The 17,657-nt window shown below is 65.2% G+C and carries 12 protein-coding genes and 2 tRNA genes; 6 read left to right on the top strand and 8 right to left on the bottom strand.

Translation table 11 applies throughout. From position 1 onward, the window contains the following. Window positions 1-40: 40 nt before the first annotated feature. The gene (locus FGU64_RS00605) at window positions 41-1,168 is read right to left on the bottom strand and encodes an anhydro-N-acetylmuramic acid kinase (protein WP_139950478.1); all 1,128 of its coding nucleotides are present in this window, start codon (window positions 1,166-1,168) and stop codon (window positions 41-43) included. Between the two features lie 100 nt (window positions 1,169-1,268). Between FGU64_RS00605 and tyrS the strand changes: the two genes are divergently transcribed. After that, complete coding sequence (tyrS, locus tag FGU64_RS00600) at window positions 1,269-2,522, top strand: tyrosine--tRNA ligase (protein ID WP_139950477.1); 1,254 nt, start codon at window positions 1,269-1,271, stop codon at window positions 2,520-2,522. Window positions 2,523-2,669: 147 nt separating this feature from the next. On the opposite strand, the gene FGU64_RS00595 is transcribed toward tyrS, so the two are convergent. Next, on the bottom strand, window positions 2,670-6,071 hold the full coding sequence (locus FGU64_RS00595) for a DUF3971 domain-containing protein (RefSeq protein ID WP_139950476.1): 3,402 nt from the start codon (window positions 6,069-6,071) through the stop codon (window positions 2,670-2,672). A gap of 112 nt (window positions 6,072-6,183) precedes the next feature. On the opposite strand from FGU64_RS00595, the gene FGU64_RS00590 reads away from it, so the two are divergent. Continuing rightward, entirely contained in the window at window positions 6,184-6,657 is a 474-nt protein-coding gene (locus FGU64_RS00590) for a peroxiredoxin (RefSeq protein ID WP_139950475.1), read from the top strand. A 115-nt stretch (window positions 6,658-6,772) separates the two neighbouring features. Further along, window positions 6,773-8,068 (top strand): M23 family metallopeptidase, encoded by a 1,296-nt coding sequence (locus FGU64_RS00585; protein ID WP_139950474.1) that lies wholly within the window; start codon window positions 6,773-6,775, stop codon window positions 8,066-8,068. Window positions 8,069-8,208: 140 nt separating this feature from the next. On the opposite strand, the gene FGU64_RS00580 is transcribed toward FGU64_RS00585, so the two are convergent. Continuing rightward, window positions 8,209-8,285 (bottom strand) — tRNA-Asp (locus tag FGU64_RS00580). A gap of 270 nt (window positions 8,286-8,555) precedes the next feature. Between FGU64_RS00580 and FGU64_RS00575 the strand changes: the two genes are divergently transcribed. Then, window positions 8,556-8,631: transfer RNA gene (locus tag FGU64_RS00575), tRNA-Val, on the top strand. Between the two features lie 270 nt (window positions 8,632-8,901). On the opposite strand, the gene hupB is transcribed toward FGU64_RS00575, so the two are convergent. From hupB to FGU64_RS00555, 4 genes are all read right to left on the bottom strand, one after another. Then, a complete protein-coding gene (gene hupB / locus FGU64_RS00570; RefSeq protein ID WP_136358200.1) occupies window positions 8,902-9,174 on the bottom strand; it encodes a DNA-binding protein HupB in 273 nt (90 codons plus the stop codon). 199 nt (window positions 9,175-9,373) lie between these two features. Continuing rightward, entirely contained in the window at window positions 9,374-11,785 is a 2,412-nt protein-coding gene (gene lon, locus FGU64_RS00565; RefSeq protein WP_139950473.1) for an endopeptidase La, read from the bottom strand. A gap of 324 nt (window positions 11,786-12,109) precedes the next feature. Beyond that, window positions 12,110-13,384: an ATP-dependent Clp protease ATP-binding subunit ClpX gene (gene clpX / locus FGU64_RS00560; protein WP_136358196.1), complete on the bottom strand. Its 1,275-nt coding sequence runs from the start codon at window positions 13,382-13,384 to the stop codon at window positions 12,110-12,112. A 298-nt stretch (window positions 13,385-13,682) separates the two neighbouring features. Continuing rightward, window positions 13,683-14,315 carry an ATP-dependent Clp protease proteolytic subunit gene (locus FGU64_RS00555; RefSeq protein ID WP_136358194.1) on the bottom strand — a complete coding sequence of 211 codons (633 nt, stop codon included), beginning with the start codon at window positions 14,313-14,315 and terminating at the stop codon, window positions 13,683-13,685. Between the two features lie 221 nt (window positions 14,316-14,536). On the opposite strand from FGU64_RS00555, the gene FGU64_RS00550 reads away from it, so the two are divergent. Both FGU64_RS00550 and FGU64_RS00545 read left to right on the top strand, forming a co-directional pair. Continuing rightward, entirely contained in the window at window positions 14,537-15,265 is a 729-nt protein-coding gene (locus FGU64_RS00550) for a hypothetical protein (protein WP_139950472.1), read from the top strand. 129 nt (window positions 15,266-15,394) lie between these two features. Continuing rightward, the gene (locus FGU64_RS00545) at window positions 15,395-16,651 is read left to right on the top strand and encodes a cytochrome P450 (protein ID WP_139950471.1); all 1,257 of its coding nucleotides are present in this window, start codon (window positions 15,395-15,397) and stop codon (window positions 16,649-16,651) included. 50 nt (window positions 16,652-16,701) lie between these two features. On the opposite strand, the gene FGU64_RS00540 is transcribed toward FGU64_RS00545, so the two are convergent. After that, complete coding sequence (locus FGU64_RS00540; RefSeq protein ID WP_139950470.1) at window positions 16,702-17,628, bottom strand: metallophosphoesterase; 927 nt, start codon at window positions 17,626-17,628, stop codon at window positions 16,702-16,704. Window positions 17,629-17,657: the final 29 nt, after the last annotated feature.

The raw sequence follows: 17,657 nt of genomic DNA, 5'->3' as shown, positions 1-17,657 counted from the left end.
GGTTTAACCCTGCCCTGGACCTCGACAGGCGCGCATCTCCCTAATCCGCCCTCGCAATCACCCCGCCGCTGACCGCCTCCCGGCATCCGGTCGTGGCCGGGAAGGTCAGCGGCCGGCCTTTCAGCGCCCTGACCGCCAGATAGGCCCAGGCTTCCGCCTCTGTGGCGTCGCCGTCCAGTCCGGCATCCTCGGCCAGCATCACCTCGGCGCCCAGCCGCGCGGCGCCTTCCCGCAAATCGCCGACGATATGCGGGTTCTTGCGGCCGCCGCCGCAGACGATCCACAGTTTCGGCGGCCACGGCAGATGTTTTGCCGATTGCAGGATCGCCTCGGCGGAGACGGCGGCCAGCGTGCGCGCGCCGTCGGCCAGCGCCAGGCCTTCGGCCTCTGCCAGCGTGAAATCGTTGCGGTCGAGCGATTTCGGCCCCGACAGCTTGAAGAACGATTTTTCCAGATAGCGCTCCACCACCGGGCGCGCCACGCCGCCTTCGCTGGCGATCGCCCCGCCGGCGTCGAAGGGCACGCCGCCCTCGCGCTGCACCCACTGGTCGATCAGCGCGTTGCCGGGACCGGTGTCGAAGGCGACGGGATCGCCCTTTTCCGGTACGAAGGTGATGTTGGAGATGCCGCCGATGTTGACGAATACCACCGGAAACGACGCCACCGCCGGCAACGCGCGCGCCAGCGCCGCATGATAGGCTGGCACCAGCGGTGCCCCCTGCCCGCCGTGAACCATGTCGTTGGCTCGCATGTCGTAGACCACCCGCAGGTCGGTCTTTTCGGCCAGCAGCGGCCCGTCGCCCAGTTGCACCGTCAGGCCGATATGGGGGCGATGCAGCACCGTCTGGCCGTGGAACCCGATCAGGTCCGGTTCGTTCCAGCGGGGATCGTCCCGCAGCTTCGCCCGGAACGCGGCGACCGCTTCGGCATGGCGCAACGTCAGGTCGCGCTCAAGGGTTGCCAGGTCGCCCGGCCGTTCGTCCCTTTTCCCGATCCGTTTGGCATCCTCCAGCCCTGCCTCGATGCGGCGGCGGAAGGCCGCCTCGTAGGGAACGAAGAAGGACGGGCCACGCTCGACCGCGTTTTCGCCGTCGGTGCGCAGCACGGCGAGATCGATGCCGTCCATGGATGTGCCGCTCATCAGGCCGATGGCGCAGAGTTCGCTCATCTTTCCACCGTTCTTGTGATTCCTTGCCGCAGGATGCTAAACGCGCGCAATCGTTGCTGTCACCGCCGCATGCGGCCGTTCCGTCCCGAAAGTAGAAGCCATGCCCGCCTTCAAGTCCGATTTCCTGCGCATCCTGTCCGAGCGCGGCTTCATCCACCAGATTTCGGATGAAAGCGGCCTCGACGACCTCCTCGCCAGGGAAACCGTGACGGCCTATATCGGTTTCGACCCGACGGCGCCCAGCCTGCACGCCGGCGGCCTGATCCAGATCATGATGCTGCACTGGCTGCAGCAGACCGGCCACCGGCCGATCTCGCTGATGGGCGGCGGAACCGGCATGGTCGGCGACCCGTCCTTCAAGGACGAGGCGCGGCAACTGATGACCGTCGAGACCATCGCGGCCAACATCGCCGGCATCAGACGAGTCTTCTCCAACTACCTGACCTATGGCGACGGGCCAAAGGACGCCCTGATGATCAACAACGCCGACTGGCTGACGTCAATCAACTACCTGGAGTTCCTGCGCGACGTCGGCCGTCACTTCTCGGTCAACCGCATGCTCTCCTTCGACAGCGTGAAGATGCGGCTGGAGCGCGAGCAATCGCTGTCCTTCCTCGAATTCAACTACATGATCCTGCAGGCCTACGACTTCGTCGAACTGAACAAGCGCACCGACTGCCGCTTGCAGATGGGTGGCTCGGACCAGTGGGGCAACATCGTCAACGGCATAGACCTCGGCCACCGCATGGGCACGCCGCAGCTTTTCGCGCTGACCTCGCCGCTGCTCACCACCGCCTCCGGCGCCAAGATGGGCAAGTCGCTCAGCGGCGCGATCTGGCTCAACCCGGACATGCTGTCGGCCTACGATTTCTGGCAGTACTGGCGCAACACCGAGGACGCCGACGTCGGCCGCTTTCTGAAACTCTACACGACGCTGCCGCTCCCCGAGGTGGCGCGGCTGGCGGCGCTCGGCGGCGCCGAGATCAACGAGGCCAAGAAGGTGCTGGCGACCGAGATCACCGCCATGCTGCACGGCCGCGCGGCGGCCGAGCAGGCGGCGGAGACGGCGCGCAAGACCTTCGAGGACGGCGTGACCGCCGACAGCCTGCCTTCGGTCGAGGTGCCGCGTGCCGAACTGGAGGCCGGCATCGGCATCCTTGCGCTGTTCGTGAAGGCGGGGCTCGCCGGCTCGAACGGCGAGGCGCGCCGGCATGTGCAGGGCGGCGCGGTGCGGCTCAACGACGAGCCGGTTTCGGACGACCGGCGCGCTGTGACGCTTCGGGACTTGAGTCCGGAAGGCGCGCTAAAGCTCTCATTGGGCAAGAAAAAACACATTCTTGTCAGGGCGGTGTAGGAGTTGCTCTCCTCTCCCCCTTCACGGGGAGAGGATGCCGGCAGGCAGGTGAGGGGCGGCGCCTGCCTCGCGAAGGTTTACGCCGCCCCTCATCCGTCACTTCGTGACACCTTCTCCCCGTAAACGGGGAGAAGGAAGCCTGGCCCCTCACCTAAACTCGAAGATCGACCGGAAGATGCCGGGGGCGATGACGGAGAGCGGGTTGACGTCGAGCACCGGCTTGTTGGCGTTGCCGCGCAGCCGGAAGGTGACGCCGATCAGGCCGCGGTCGCGGCCATTGCCAAGCAGCGCGCCGACCAGCGGCAATTCGCCGAAAATGCGGTTCAGGCCATAGATCGGCATGAAGGTGCCGGTCATGTCCATATCGTTGTTCTGGTCGTAGAGCGTGCCCTGGAAGGTCGTGCCGATGGTCGGCCCGCGCAGCAGGCCGTTCTTCAGCTTCAGGTAGCCGGCGCCCTTCTCGACCTCCGAATAGCCACGCTCGAAGCTGACGCGCGAGGTATCGATATTGCCCTTGACGGCCTGGTTGAGGCTGCGGGTATCGTTAGCCGGCCTGGTCGACACGATGGAAGCGAGCTTCGGCTCATTCACGACGAGGAAATCGCGGGCGTCGATCGTTCCCGTCAACGGTCCCTTGCCGCTGCCGGACAAGGCCAGCGCGATCGCCCCGCCCTGCATGTGCTCATAGATGTCGAGGAAACGCAGCACCGCGCCCGCATCGGCCGACTTCATCGACAGCGACCGGCCCTGCCCGCCCGTATCGCTGACGGTGAACGCGGCCCCCGCGCTCGTCGTCGCATTCGCCTGCAGGCCGGCCGCCTTACCGGCGGCGGTGCTGTAGCTCAGCGTCAGGTTGGACAGCTTCTCGTCGTGGAAGCCGGTCAGCGAACCGACATTGGCGCTCACGGTAATGGGGTCCGAGCCGGCGCCGGTGCTCGCGGTGCCGCTGTCGGACATGAACTGCTTGATCAGCGGACGTGCGTCCAGCGCATCGCCGTCGATGCTGACGGCATAGCCCTTGGCCGAATGCTTGACCGAAACGGCGACGTCGTCGCCGCGGTTGAGCCGCACGCGGTCGAAATCGGCCGAGACGAGGTGACCGCCGCTAAGCACGACCTTGCCGTCCAACTGGAAGGATTTGCCGGACAGATCGAAGTCCGACAGCGTGGTGGTGGCGCCGGTGTCCTTCATGGTGAAGGTCACGTCGGCCGGCACCGAGGCGCCCTTGCTCCAGCCGGCCCAGGGAATCATCAGTTTGGCGGCCGTCAGGTCGGCCGAGACGGCCTGGCTGCCGTCGTCGTTCTTGTCCAGCGCGACCTTCACCGTGCCGGAAAGCAGCGTGGAAAGGCCCGGCATGACGGCGTTGCGGGTCTTGTCGTCGATCACCAGCAGGACCTTGCGGCTGCGCGGCGGGCCGTTGTCTTCCAGCGGCTCGGTGATGTCGATCTCAGCCGGGATGCCGTTCAGCTTCGCGTCGGCCTCGACCAGCGCCTTGTCGGGATCGACGACGATGGTGCCATCGGCTTCCGTCACCATCTGGCCGTCGACGGGCTTGGCCAGCGCCAGGTCCTGATAGGTGAGCGAAACCAGGAAGCCGAGCTTGCTGGTGTCGACGCCGTGCTGCAGGGGGATATCGGCCTTGACGTTGCCCTTGACCGTGCCGGACAGGTCCTCCGGGACCATGCCAACATGGCGCATGGCGTTGATCGGCTCGTAGGAGGCGAGTTCGGCGATGGCCGGCGCATCACCCTCGACGTCGATGTCGAGCGCGCCGACGACAGGCGGCTCGTTGGCGTTGCGCACCTTGAGGATGCCGTTGGACGCGGCGACGACGCGACCGCTCGGCATGTAGACGCTGCCCGAATCCAGCGTGATGTCGACGCTGTTGCCGTGGAACTCGACCGCGCCGACGGCATCGCGCACGGGCGGGATCGTTCCGGCGGTGTCGAAGCGGGAGCCGTCGATGCGGAACCGGCCGAACACTTCGTCGGGTCCGAGCGGCACGCCGTTGCCGGCGCGGCCCGGCGCGACGTGATACTGCACGTTGCCGTCGACCACCCGGCCGCCGAACAGGTTCTGCAGCACCCAGGTGCGGGCGCCATGGGCGGAGAACCATGGCCAGAGCTGCTTGACGTGCGAGACCGGCATGTCGTGCACGCTGAGATTCAGCGACACGCCGGGCGCCTCGCCGGCGACGAAGGCGACGGCCGCATCGCCACGCACTTCGCCGACCGGGCCGGAGCGCAGCGCGATGGTGTCAGCGACCAGCTTGCGGCTTTCGGTCCGATACTCGCCGGCGACGCGGGCAAGGAAAGCGAGCGCCGGTTCAGGCGAATCCTCCGGCGCCAAAGTCGAGCCGTCGCTGGTGAAATCGTAGCGGTAGGACGGCTCTTCCCCGCCGGTCGCGGCATCCCTCGGCTTAGGTCCGATCGAGCCAACGAAGTTGTATGTCGAGCGTCCCGTCTTCACCAGCAAACGGTCGATCGAGATCTTGTTGGTGCCCGATATCAGGCTGCCGTCGAGGGAGATGTCGCCGTCGATCACGCCGTGCTTGCCCAGATCCAGCGCGCCGTCGGAAAGCGACAGCGAGGCCGCCAGACGGGAATCGGCGTCATCGCTGCCTTCTGAACCGGTCAGGTGCAGGGCAAGCTCGCCCAGCCTGCCCCCGGATAGCCCCTGGTCGTCCGCGCGGCCTGCAGACGCCAGCGGCGCCAAGGTGACGTCCAGGCTCAGGTCGTCGATATGGGACGTGGCCGGATCGCGCATGGCGGCGGCCTTGAGGGCAAGCGCACGGCCGTCGACGGCCGCTTCGGCGACGACGTTCATCTTGCCCGGCCCGCTCTGGGAGACGATAGCGGAGGCGACATGGACGGTCTGCACGCCCGTCCCGGCCGGCAGGGCGAACTCGACGTCGGTCAATCCGATTTCGCGCAAGGAGTCCCGGCGAACGGCACCGAGCGCTTCGCGCACCGCGTCGAACACGGCGGCCGACACCTTGTCGGGATCGAGCAATCCGTCGGCATTGCGCAAATGCGCGGCCCAGTCGCCGTCGCCGGCCGGCATGGCACCGAGCGAGATGTGCGCGTCGGCTATGCGCGCGCTGGTCAGCCTCACCTCGCCCGACAGCAGGGGAAGGAAGCGGACACCGAAGCGCATGGAAGCGGCATCGACCATCGGCTTCCCATCGGCCGTCTTCAGGCTGACGTCACCGACCTCGAGCGCCAAGAAACTGGAGCCGTCCAGCGTGATGCGCGCAGGCCCCAGCGCCATGTTCACGTCGATGCCGGCAAGGTCCTCGATGGCTTTCTCGGCCGTCGCGCGCAATCGCTCGGAGCCGATGCCTGAGGCGCCGATAACGTAGACGGCGAGCGCCACGACGACGGCCAGCATGACCGCGCCGAAGGCGATCCTGGCCAGGATGCGGAACCCACGGCCTATCGCCGCCTGCCCGAGCGGCGGCACCATGCATGCCGACGGCATGGCGCCGAGGTCGGTTATCTCATGGCGCCGGAACCTGATCTTTTCGTGCCGTGGCAGCTCCTGATCCACGCAATCTTCCGTTTTGCGAACTCGATCGTGGACGAATCCCCGTTCGACACTATATCGGTGGCGCCATGCCCCGTAACCTTAAAGTCCCGTAACCTCGAACAAGGCTCCCGGCATGGCTGATCTCGACGTGGGCGACATGGCGCCCGATTTCGATCTTCCGCGCGACGGCGGTGGCTCGCTGCGGCTTTCCGGCTTCCGCGGCAGGCCCGTCGTCCTCTACTTCTATCCGCAGGACGACACGACAAGCTGCACCGCCGAAGCGATCGACTTCTCGCGGCTCAGGCCGGAATTCGAGAAGGCAGGTGCTGCGGTCATCGGACTCTCCCCCGACAGCACCAAGAAACATGACAAATTCAAGGCCAAGCACGGCCTCGGCGTCGATCTGGTGGCCGACGAGGAGCGAAAAGTCATCGAAGCCTACGGCCTGTGGGTCGAAAAGCAGATGTACGGCCGCCGCTACATGGGCGTCGAACGCACAACCTTCCTGATCGGGAAGGACGGCCGCATCGCCCAGGTCTGGCGAAAGGTGCGGGTGAAGGGCCACGCGGAAGCCGTGCTGGAAGCGGTGAGAACCCTGCCCTCCTGAGCCGGCGGGACCGACGCGGGCACATCACCTTCGACGGCCATGCGGAAAAGCTTTGTTAACCCTAACAATGTTTAAATCGGGCTCGTCGTCGGCATAGCAACAAGAGCCTGCTCCCGTGAACGCAACCGGTCAGTCCGCAGTCTTCGGCAAGCGCAAGGAACCGCATACCGTCATCATCGCCCATGGCGACGAGATCCGTCACTTCACGGTGCGTCCGTGGATGGCGGCCATCATCGGCTCGGCCTTCGCCGCCATCGCCATCGGCTACCTGCTGGCTACCAGCTATCTCGTGCTGCGCGACGACCTGATCGGCGCGGCCACCGCACGCCAGGCACGCATGCAGCAGGCCTATGAGGATCGCATCTCGGCGCTGCGCTCGCAGGTCGACCGCATCACCAGCCGCCAATTGCTCGACCAACAGCTGATGGAAACGAAAGTCAGCGAGCTGCTGGAGCGCCAGACGCAGCTCAGCCAGCGCCATGGACGGCTGGATTCGGTGATCGAACGGGCCGAGAAGGAAGTCGGCGCCAAACTACCCGATGCGGCTCCGGCCCTGCAGCAGAAGCCGGACGTGCGCGCCGAGATCGGCGCTCCCGCCGATGGTGGGGCCGCCACCGTCTCGCTGGCCAGCCTCGGCCCGGCCGACACAAAACCGTTCTCGTTGTGGTCGACCCGCACCGACATCAAGGCCGACGATTCCTCGGCCGACCGGGCCGACAAACTCTTCGTCGCCATCAACCAGTCGCTGCGCAGCATCGAGAACGAGCAGCTGGATCGCATAAGCCGGCTGGCCGACACCGCCTACGAGAACGCCGACGCCATCAAGGACGCGCTCGCCAGCGCCGGCCTGCCGGTGGACAGCAACTTCGGCAAGGACGAGAGCGACGTCGGCGGGCCGCTGATCCCGCTCGACAAGGCCGCGATCTTCGACAGCAAGGTCAAGGAACTGGACGAGGCGCTGGATGCGCTGGACCACCTCAAGTCCGAAGCGCGGCGCCTGCCGCTGGCCAATCCGGCCCCGGGCCATGTGGTGACCAGCCCGTTCGGCGTGCGCACCGATCCGATCCTCGGCACGGCAGCGCTGCATTCGGGCATGGACTTTCGCGCCCCAAGGGGCATGCCGGCGCGCACGACGGCGGCGGGCGTGGTGACGCGCGCCGGCTGGGCCGGCGGCTACGGCCGCATGGTCGAGATCGACCACGGCAACGGCTTCGCCACACGCTACGGGCATCTCAGCAAGATCCTGGTGGCGGTCGGGCAGAAGCTCAAGGCCGGCGACGAGGTCGGGGAGACAGGCTCCAGCGGCCGCTCCACCGGCCCGCACCTGCACTACGAGGTGCGCCACAACGGCGAGGCGGTCAATCCGCTGCGCTTCCTCGCCGTCGGCAAGAAGGTGCAGAAGTACCTCTGATTTCGTCTGCGGTCGGCACGACTTGCAGAACGCACCGCCGGTCGCCGACATCGACACGAACCGGCTTCAGGAACTTTGATACCTGCCGACGAAAAAGTCTGAATTGACGGGATGCGGCTTGCGCTAAGCCTTTGAAAGAATGGCGCGAGTGACGGGGCTCGAACCCGCGACCTCCGGCGTGACAGGCCGGCACTCTAACCGACTGAGCTACACCCGCGCTTGCGGCGCACAGGACACGTCCGGTGCGTCGTTGCGCGGTGGATAAGGGGTTCACCGCTGGGTGTCAAGCGCACCTTTGGCGCTATTCTCACCGGCCGAAGCTTTTTTCCACGACGCCGTTCCGCGCCCATCGCGGCATCCGCCTTTCACCCGGCCGACACGCCCGGAAAAGAAGCGAGTGCGACCGCTGCGGCAGCGGCGTCACGCAAGGGATACACCGCATTTGGCCTTGCGAAGCGGAGATCAACCGCTTAAAGCTCCGGCCCGCGGGCGATTAGCTCAGTTGGTAGAGCATCTCGTTTACACCGAGAGGGTCGGCGGTTCGAGCCCGTCATCGCCCACCATTTTATATCTCACGGCAGTTCGCTTCGCTCACGCCTCCGACGGGGCGGGCGAAAGCCCGGGCCGCGGTCGCGGCCTCGTTCCGGTTCTTTACCTGATCTCACGGCAGTTCGCTTCGCTCACGCTTCCGACGGGGCGGGCGAAAGCCCGGGCCGCAGGCGCGGCCTGCTCCAGCCTGAGTGACCTCCTCCCGCCCCGCCCTTTCGCGTGCCCCGGCAAACAAAAAGCCGGGCAATGCCCGGCTTCCTGCATGGAACCGAAGGAAGGCGATATTAGTTGACCGCGTCCTTGAGGCCCTTGCCGGCCGAGAACTTCGGCACGGTGCGCGCGGGGATCTTCACCTCGGCGCCGGTCTGGGGATTGCGGCCGGTCGAAGCCGCACGCTTCGAGACGCTGAAATTGCCGAAGCCGACCAGCCGGACATCGCCACCCTTCTTCAACTCGCCGGTGATGACGGAAAACACCGCATCGACCGCCGACTGAGCGTCACCCTTGGAAATCTTGGCCGCATCGGCGACGGCGGACACCAGTTCGTTCTTGTTCATAAGGTTTCCCTTCCATGAGAATGCCGGAACACGTCGACTCATCCGGCTGGGCCCGGACTTTATGGAGAAGCGGTCCGACAACCAAGCGGAAATGCTGGCCGGAAGGCGAAAAAAGCCCGGAAATCCGGGCTTTTTCACATGAAAAAGCCGGGCGCGAAGCCCGGCTTTCCATTTGTTGCAATGCAGCATCGCAAAACACTCAATGAGCGAGCGACTTGCCGGCGTCCTCGGCCGCATCGACCGGAGCGGGCGTCGTGGCCGGCTCCACCCATTCGATCGGCTCCGGCACCCGCACCAGCGCGTGCTGCAGCACTTCTCCGACCCGCGAGACCGGGATGATTTCCATGCCGTTCTTCACGTTGTCCGGAATCTCCGCCAGGTCCTTGGCGTTGTCTTCCGGGATCAGCACCTTCTTGATGCCGCCGCGCAGTGCCGCCAGCAGCTTTTCCTTCAAGCCGCCGATCGGCAGGATGCGGCCGCGAAGCGTGATCTCGCCGGTCATCGCCACGTCGGCCTTCACCGGAATGCCGGTCAGCACCGAAACGATGGCCGTGGCCATTGCGGCACCTGCGGACGGACCGTCCTTCGGCGTGGCACCCTCGGGCAGATGCACGTGGATGTCGCGCTTGTCGAAGAGCGGCGGCTCGATGCCGAAATCGATGGCGCGGGAGCGGACATAGGAGGCCGCCGCCGAGATCGATTCCTTCATCACGTCGCGCAGGTTGCCGGTCACCGTCATCTTGCCCTTGCCGGGCATCATGACGCCCTCGATCGTCAGCAGTTCGCCGCCGACCTCGGTCCAGGCAAGCCCGGTGACGACACCGACCTGGTCGTCCGTCTCGGCCATGCCGAAGCGGTAGCGCTGCACGCCGAGATAATCGGCCAGGTTGTCCTGGGTGATCTTCACCGCCTTCTTCTTGGTCTTCAGGATTTCCGTCACCGCCTTGCGGCCGAGCTTCATCAGCTCACGCTCGAGCGAACGGACGCCCGCTTCGCGCGTGTAGGTCTGGATGATGCCGCGGATGGCGTCCTCCGAAACCGAGAACTCCTTCGGCTGCAGCGCGTGGTCGCGCACCACCTTCGGCATCAGGTGCCGCTTGGCGATCTCGACCTTCTCGTCCTCGGTGTAGCCGGCGATACGGATGATCTCCATGCGGTCCATCAGGGGCGCAGGGATGTTCAGCGTGTTCGCCGTCGTCACGAACATCACCGAGGACAGGTCGTATTCGACCTCCAGGTAATGGTCCATGAACGTCGCGTTCTGTTCGGGGTCGAGGACCTCGAGCAGGGCCGAAGACGGATCGCCGCGGAAGTCCTGGCCCATCTTGTCGATCTCGTCGAGTAGGAAGAGCGGATTGGACTTCTTGGCCTTCTTCATCGACTGGATGACCTTGCCGGGCATCGAGCCGATATAGGTGCGCCGGTGGCCGCGGATCTCGGCCTCGTCGCGCACGCCGCCGAGCGCCATGCGCACGAACTCGCGCCCCGTCGCCTTGGCGATCGACTTGCCGAGCGAGGTCTTGCCGACGCCAGGAGGGCCGACGAGGCACAGGATCGGCCCCTTCAGCTTCTTCTGGCGGCTTTGCACGGCGAGGTACTCGACGATGCGCTCCTTGACCTTGTCGAGGCCGAAGTGATCGGCATCGAGCACTTCCTGGGCGAAGTTCAGGTCCTGCTTGACCTTGGAGTTGCGACCCCACGGGATCGACAAGAGCCAGTCGAGGTAGTTGCGCACCACCGTCGATTCCGCCGACATCGGCGACATCGAACGCAGCTTCTTCAACTCGGCTTCCGCCTTCTCGCGGGCCTCCTTGGAGAGCTTCGTCTTCTTGATGCGCGCCTCGATCTCGGCGGCCTCGTCGCGGCCATCCTCGCCCTCGCCGAGCTCCTTCTGGATCGCCTTCATCTGCTCGTTGAGGTAGTATTCGCGCTGGGTCTTCTCCATCTGGCGCTTGACGCGCGAGCGGATGCGCTTCTCCACCTGCAGGACGGAGATTTCGGCTTCCATGAAGCCCATCGCCTTCTCCAGCCGCTCCTTGACGGAGAGCGTGGCGAGCATTTCCTGCTTCTCGGGGATCTTGATGGCGAGATGCGATGCGACCGTATCGGCCAGCTTCGAGTAATCCTCGATCTGGCTCGCGGCCCCCACCACCTCGGGCGAGATCTTCTTGTTCAGCTTGACGTAGTTCTCGAAGTCGGAGACCACCGAGCGCGCCAGCGCCTCGATCTCGACTTCCTCCTCGCCCGGCTCGTTGAGCATGGTCGCGCGGGCCTCATGGAAATCGCCGCGATCGGTGAATTCCGAGATGCGCGCACGCGCAGCACCCTCGACCAGCACCTTGACGGTGCCGTCCGGCAGCTTCAGCAGTTGAAGCACGTTGGCGAGCGTGCCGACGTCATAGATGGCGTCCGGCTCCGGATCGTCGTCGGCGGCATTCTTCTGGGTTGCGAGCAGGATCTGCTTTTCCTGCCCCATCACCTCTTCAAGGGCCTTGATGGATTTTTCGCGGCCCACGAACAGCGGCACAATCATGTGCGGGAAGACGACGATGTCGCGCAGCGGGAGGACCGCGAAGACGCCGTCGGCGGGGGACCTGGAAGTTTTGGCCATTGTCCAACCTTTCTGTCGCGACCGCTCTAAGCCAATCGCGAATCTCATATTAACGACCGCGGGTCGTTCCGCCTATCATCCTTTGTGACGGGAGTTTGTCAGCACGGAATGCAGCCCATCGGCCTTCCGTCGATAGGTGGATGCTGGCGACGGAAAGATCAAGGGCAAATGGCAGGCGACTAACTTGCCGTGCGCCGGACGGAAGCGGCAGCCGCACAGCAAAGCGGCGCCTTTCGGCGCCGCCAGGCATTCCAAGGGAAAAATGGCCTATCTCTCTAGCCGCATTTGTGCGGCGCCAACGCTTCCGTCTGGCTGCAAAATGCTCTAGGCGCTGACCGGGCCCTTCTTTTCCTTGCTGTCGGAGTAGATGTAGAGCGGGCGGGCGCTGCCCGTCACCACTTCCTCCGAGATGACGACCTCGCGCACCCCTTCCAGCGCCGGCAGCTCGAACATGGTGTCGAGCAGGATCGCCTCCATGATGGAACGCAGGCCGCGTGCGCCGGTCTTGCGCTCGATGGCGCGCTTGGCGATGGCCGACAGCGCATTCTCGTGGAAGGTCAGGTCGACGCTCTCCATCTCGAACAGCCGCTGGTACTGCTTGACCAGCGCGTTCTTCGGCTCGGTCAGGATCTGGATCAGCGCGGCCTCGTCGAGATCCTCCAGCGTCGCCAGCACCGGCAGACGGCCGACGAATTCGGGGATCAGGCCGAACTTCAACAGGTCCTCCGGCTCGACCTGGCGGAACAGGTCGCCGCTGCGGCGGTCCTCCGGCGAGGCCACGGTGGCGCCGAAACCGATCGAGGTCTTGCGGCCGCGATCCGAGATGATCTTGTCCAGGCCGGCGAAGGCGCCGCCGCAGATGAACAGGATGTTGGCGGTGTCGACCTGCAGGAATTCCTGCTGCGGATGCTTCCTGCCGCCCTGCGGCGGCACGGAGGCGACCGTGCCCTCCATGATCTTCAACAGCGCCTGCTGGACGCCCTCGCCCGACACGTCGCGGGTTATCGAGGGATTGTCGGACTTGCGGGAAATCTTGTCGATCTCGTCGATGTAGACGATACCCCTTTGGGCACGTTCGACATTGTAGTCGGCCGACTGCAACAGCTTGAGGATGATGTTCTCCACATCCTCGCCGACATAGCCGGCCTCGGTCAGCGTGGTGGCATCGGCCATGGTGAAGGGCACGTCGATGATGCGCGCCAGCGTCTGTGCCAGCAGCGTCTTGCCGCAGCCGGTCGGGCCGATCAGAAGGATGTTCGACTTCGCCAGTTCGACGTCGTTGTTCTTGCCGGCGTGGGCGAGGCGCTTGTAGTGGTTGTGGACGGCGACCGACAGCACGCGCTTGGCGTAGGGCTGGCCGATCACGTAGTCGTCGAGAACCTTCAGGATCTCCTGCGGTGTCGGCACGCCTTCGCGCGACTTCACCATCGAGGTCTTGTTCTCCTCGCGAATGATGTCCATGCACAGTTCGACGCATTCGTCGCAGATGAAGACGGTGGGGCCGGCAATGAGCTTGCGAACCTCATGCTGGCTTTTGCCGCAGAACGAGCAGTAGAGGGTGTTCTTGGAATCACCGCCGCCGTTGCTGACCTTGCTCATCGTCCAGTCCTTTTCATGGGCACCCGCCAAGCGGACACACCCGATAACCTATCGCGGGAAACCGCCTTTTCCAGTACCCGGCCCCCGTAGCGCATTCCGTACAAGGTACAACCCGGAAAGCATCAGCCGATTCGCAGTTCCCCGGCGAAAAAGCTAAGCCGCCGAAGCTCAATAGAGCCTTAACGTAGGCGGTCGGGCTTCCCGAGGGAACAGCCAATTGTGGCGGAAATGCCGCAAATCCACGCAAAAGTTCCGGACCGGCCGGCCTTTGTCGGCCAGCCCGGAGGCAAAGTCCGGCTCAGGCCTTGGCCTCGCCTTCGTTTTCGTCGCGCGACGTCATCACCTTGTCGATCAGGCCGAGACCCAGCGCCTGCTCGGTGGTGAGGAAGTTGTCGCGCTCCATGGCGTTGTGGATCGTCTCGTAATCCTGCCCGGTGTGCTTGACGTAGATCTCGTTCAGCCGCCGCTTGAGCCGCTCGGTGAACTGGGCGTGGATCATGATGTCGGTCGCCTGACCCTGATAGCCGCCCGACGGCTGGTGGATCATGATCTGCGCGTTCGGCGTGCAGAAACGCATGTCCTTGGCGCCGGCGGTCAGAAGCAGAGAGCCGGCCGACATCGCCTGGCCGACGCACAACGTCGACACCGGCGGCTTGATGAACTGCATGGTGTCGTACATCGCCAGGCCCGACGTCACCACGCCGCCCGGCGAATTGATGTACATGTTGATCTCTTTCTTCGGGTTTTCCGCCTCGAGGAAGAGAAGCTGCGCGCACACCAGCGAGGCCATGCCGTCCTCGATGGGGCCGGTGATGAAGATGATGCGCTCCTTCAGGAGGCGCGAGAAAATGTCGTAAGCGCGCTCGCCACGGTTGGTCTGTTCGACCACCATCGGGACGAGGTTCATGTAGGTTTCATACGGATCTTTCATGGACTGTCCCTTGACACGCAGGATTGAGGCTGAGGCCGAATCGGGGCGCAGGAGCCTTGATGCGTAGATAGGATGGCCCCTCACCCTTGCGCAAGGCCGACCGGAACCGCCTTCCGGTTAAGGTTGCCCGTTAACGAATTTTAACGAATCCGCTTTTCCGCCGCCCGCCTGTCCGCTTAGGTTGAAAAAGGAGTTTCAGTTCGCGTTCAAGGGGTGGCGCAATGTCGACGAAGAAGCTGATGATCGCCGTATCGGCGCTCGCCGTGCTCGGCACGGTATCGGAAACGGCGGCGGGCGGACGCGCGGTCGCCTGCTACGAGCCTTACCGAACCGCACCGGTCTACGACACGGTCTATGAGAACGTCGAGGTCAATCCCGGCTACAGCCGGGTCGAGGTGACGCCGGCGATCTACGGCACGCGCAGCCGCACCGTCGTGGTGCGCGAGGAAAGCGTCGGCTACCGCACCATCCCGGCCGAATACGCCTACCAGCGCGAGCGGGTCGAGATCTATCCGGCCACCAGGGTGGCGCGCACGATCCCGGCGGAAGTGCGCACCCGCTACCGCACCGTCAAGGTCGCCGACGGCGGCTATGACTGGGAATGGCGCTGGATCGACGGCCGCAAGGTGCTGTGCAAGGTCAAGCGCAAGGCTCGCTACCAGCGCGTCGCCGAGACGGTGGTGGTGCGCGAGGCCCGCACCGTCTACGAAACCGTGCCCGCCGAATACGGCTACCGAAAGCGCAAGGTGATGGTCAGCCCGGAACGCACCGAGCGCTACGTCATCCCGGCCCGCTACGAGACGGTGGAAGAACAGGTGGTGGTGCAGCCGGAGCAGCGGCGTCTGGTCGAAGTACCGCCGTCCTACCAGCGCGTCGCCCGCAAGGTGCTGGTCGAGGAAGGCTCGGAAGGCTGGCGGCGCGTGCACATCCGCCGCCACTGCGACGACTGAGGATCGAAGCGCAGGAAGCCGCATAGGATCGCACTTCCCCGCTCCCGCAGCGCCCACTGACGGGGCGCGGGAACGTGGCATCACGATACGGTCTGGCATCGGCGCGGCAAACCGGGCTAATGATCCGGCATGACCGAGAAAGCCGTTCCTCCGCCCTACCTCTCCTTCGACCCGGCGAGCCGCCGCGTAAGGCTCTCGCCGCGCGAACCGGCCTTCGTGCAGAACCCGTACGAGGCCTACGCCTTCCTGCATGCGGCGAGCCCGGCCTTCTTCTGGGAGGACTACGGCCACTGGTGTTTCGGCGGCTACGACGACGTCAACCGCCTGCTGCGCGACCGGCGTTTCGGTCGGCAGAACCCCGCCGGCGTGCCGGACAGCCGCGGCGTCGACCAGGACTGCAGCCACCTCGCTTCCTTCGACGCGGTCGAAGCCCATTCGATGCTGGAACTGGAGCCGCCGATCCACACCAGGCTGCGCACGCTGGTCAACCGCGCCTTCGTCTCCCGGCAGGTGGAGCGGCTCCGCCCGCGCGTCGAGGCACTGGCCAACGAATTGATCGACAGTTTTCCTACCGGCGAACCGTTCGACCTGATCCCGGCCTATGCGACGCCGCTGCCCATCACCATCATCGCCGAAATGCTCGGCGTGCCGGTCGAAATGGGGCCGCAACTGCTCGACTGGTCGCATCAACTGGTGGCGATGTACACGCTTGGCCGCACACGTGAGACGGAAGAAACGGCCAACCGCGCGGCGCGCGATTTCTCCGCCTTCCTGCGCGGCTATGTCGCCGAGCGGCGCGACGCGCCGGGCGACGATCTCTTGTCGCTGCTGATCGCGGCGCACGAAGGCGACCAGAAGCTTTCCGAGGACGAACTGGTCTCGTCGGTCATCCTCCTGCTCAACGCCGGCCATGAAGCGACCGTGCACCAGACCGGCAACGCCGTGCGCGCCGTGCTGCAACAGGGCGGCGACCCGCGCCGCTTCGTCACAACGGCCGAAGAGACGGCGGCCACGGTCGAGGAATGCCTGCGCTTCGAAGCACCGCTGCATATGTTCAACCGCTACGCCTATCAGGAAATGGAGGCGGCGCCCGGCATCACGGTGAAACCCGGCGAACAGATCGGCCTGCTGCTCGGCATGGCCAACCGCGACCCGGCCGCCTTCGCCGATCCGCACGCCTTCCTGCCTGGCCGCGCCGACCAGAAGAACGTGTCGTTCGGCGCCGGCATCCATTTCTGCATCGGCGCGCCGCTGGCGCGTCTGGAATTGCAGGTCTCGCTGAAGGTGCTGTTCGAGCGCCTGCCCGGCATAAAGCTGGCCAGCGAGCCGCACTTCCGCGACAGCTATCATTTCCACGGGCTGGAGGCGCTTCCAGTGTCTGCCTGAAGGAAACGGCCGGACCAGACAGGCCCGGCCGCTCCCCGGCGCCCTGCCGTTCAGATCTTCAGCGTGCGGTTCTCCTCGCGGCCGAAGCCGCGGACTTCCAGCCGGTCGGCATAGACCTCCACCACCGAGAAGGCGGACTGGTCCGGCGTATCGACCATGCCCTTGAAGTTCAGGAAGTGCTTGCCGTCGACCTCGCCATAGTTGCCGGCATGGTTATGGCCGTTGAAGTAGGCGACGAAATTGTCGAAGCCTTTCAGCAGATCGACGACCCGCTCGCTGTCCCACATATTGTGCTCGTTCTGCGGGAAGACCGGGTAATGGCCCATGACGATGGCCTTCTCGCCGGCGGCCTGGGCCTTCTTCATGGTCTCTTCCAGCCAGGCGAACTGCTCGTCGCCGAGCGAGCCGTTCCAGGTCTGGGCGTTCGGCGCGCCGCTGGCCTCCAGTTCCGCCAGGCGCTTGGCCGCGACCTCGCGGCGCGGATCGTCCTTCGGAGGCGCAAACAGGCTGACGTCGTTGCCGTCGAGGACGATGAAGCGATAGCCGCCGCCGGCGAAATCGTAATAGGCCTTCTCCATGCCGACGGTGCGGGTCACCGAGGTCAGGTACTCGGCGGCGATATCGAAGTCATGGTTGCCGAGCAGGAAGAAGTGATCGTGCCGCAGCTTGTCGTAGAGCGGCAGGATGTGGTTGTAGCTGTCCCAATGGCGGTCGATGATGTCGCCCAGCGTGGCCACGAACTGCAGGTCCTCCTTGTTGAAGGCCTCGATCGCCTCCGACAGCTTCCACAGGCTGTTGGAATAGTAGCGGTTGAGCTTCAGGTTGGGAACGACCGGCGCGTATTGCGGATCGGCGACGATGCCGAAGCGGAACAGCGGGCCGTCCTGGGCGCCGGCCGAGGTGACGGCAAAGCCCGAAAAGGGCGTAACCAGCGCGGCCGCGGCGCCGGCCTTGAGAACGGTGCGACGGGTAATCATGGCGATCTCCTTGCTTGTTGGGGGACAAG

It is taken from the genome of Mesorhizobium sp. 8, assembly GCF_006351905.1.
GTDB classification, from domain to species: Bacteria; Pseudomonadota; Alphaproteobacteria; order Rhizobiales; family Rhizobiaceae; genus Mesorhizobium; species Mesorhizobium composti.
Note: the sequence above shows the minus strand (reverse complement) of the source record. Positions and strands in the feature narration are given on the sequence as shown.

Coding starts and splice junctions, on each gene's coding strand:
- FGU64_RS00605 (WP_139950478.1), bottom strand. CDS start 1,168: ATGAGCGAACTCTGCGCCATCGGCCTGATGAGCGGCACATCCATGGAC.
- tyrS (WP_139950477.1), top strand. CDS start 1,269: ATGCCCGCCTTCAAGTCCGATTTCCTGCGCATCCTGTCCGAGCGCGGC.
- FGU64_RS00590 (WP_139950475.1), top strand. CDS start 6,184: ATGGCTGATCTCGACGTGGGCGACATGGCGCCCGATTTCGATCTTCCG.
- hupB (WP_136358200.1), bottom strand. CDS start 9,174: ATGAACAAGAACGAACTGGTGTCCGCCGTCGCCGATGCGGCCAAGATT.
- lon (WP_139950473.1), bottom strand. CDS start 11,785: ATGGCCAAAACTTCCAGGTCCCCCGCCGACGGCGTCTTCGCGGTCCTC.
- clpX (WP_136358196.1), bottom strand. CDS start 13,384: ATGAGCAAGGTCAGCAACGGCGGCGGTGATTCCAAGAACACCCTCTAC.
- FGU64_RS00555 (WP_136358194.1), bottom strand. CDS start 14,315: ATGAAAGATCCGTATGAAACCTACATGAACCTCGTCCCGATGGTGGTC.
- FGU64_RS00550 (WP_139950472.1), top strand. CDS start 14,537: ATGTCGACGAAGAAGCTGATGATCGCCGTATCGGCGCTCGCCGTGCTC.
- FGU64_RS00545 (WP_139950471.1), top strand. CDS start 15,395: ATGACCGAGAAAGCCGTTCCTCCGCCCTACCTCTCCTTCGACCCGGCG.
- FGU64_RS00540 (WP_139950470.1), bottom strand. CDS start 17,628: ATGATTACCCGTCGCACCGTTCTCAAGGCCGGCGCCGCGGCCGCGCTG.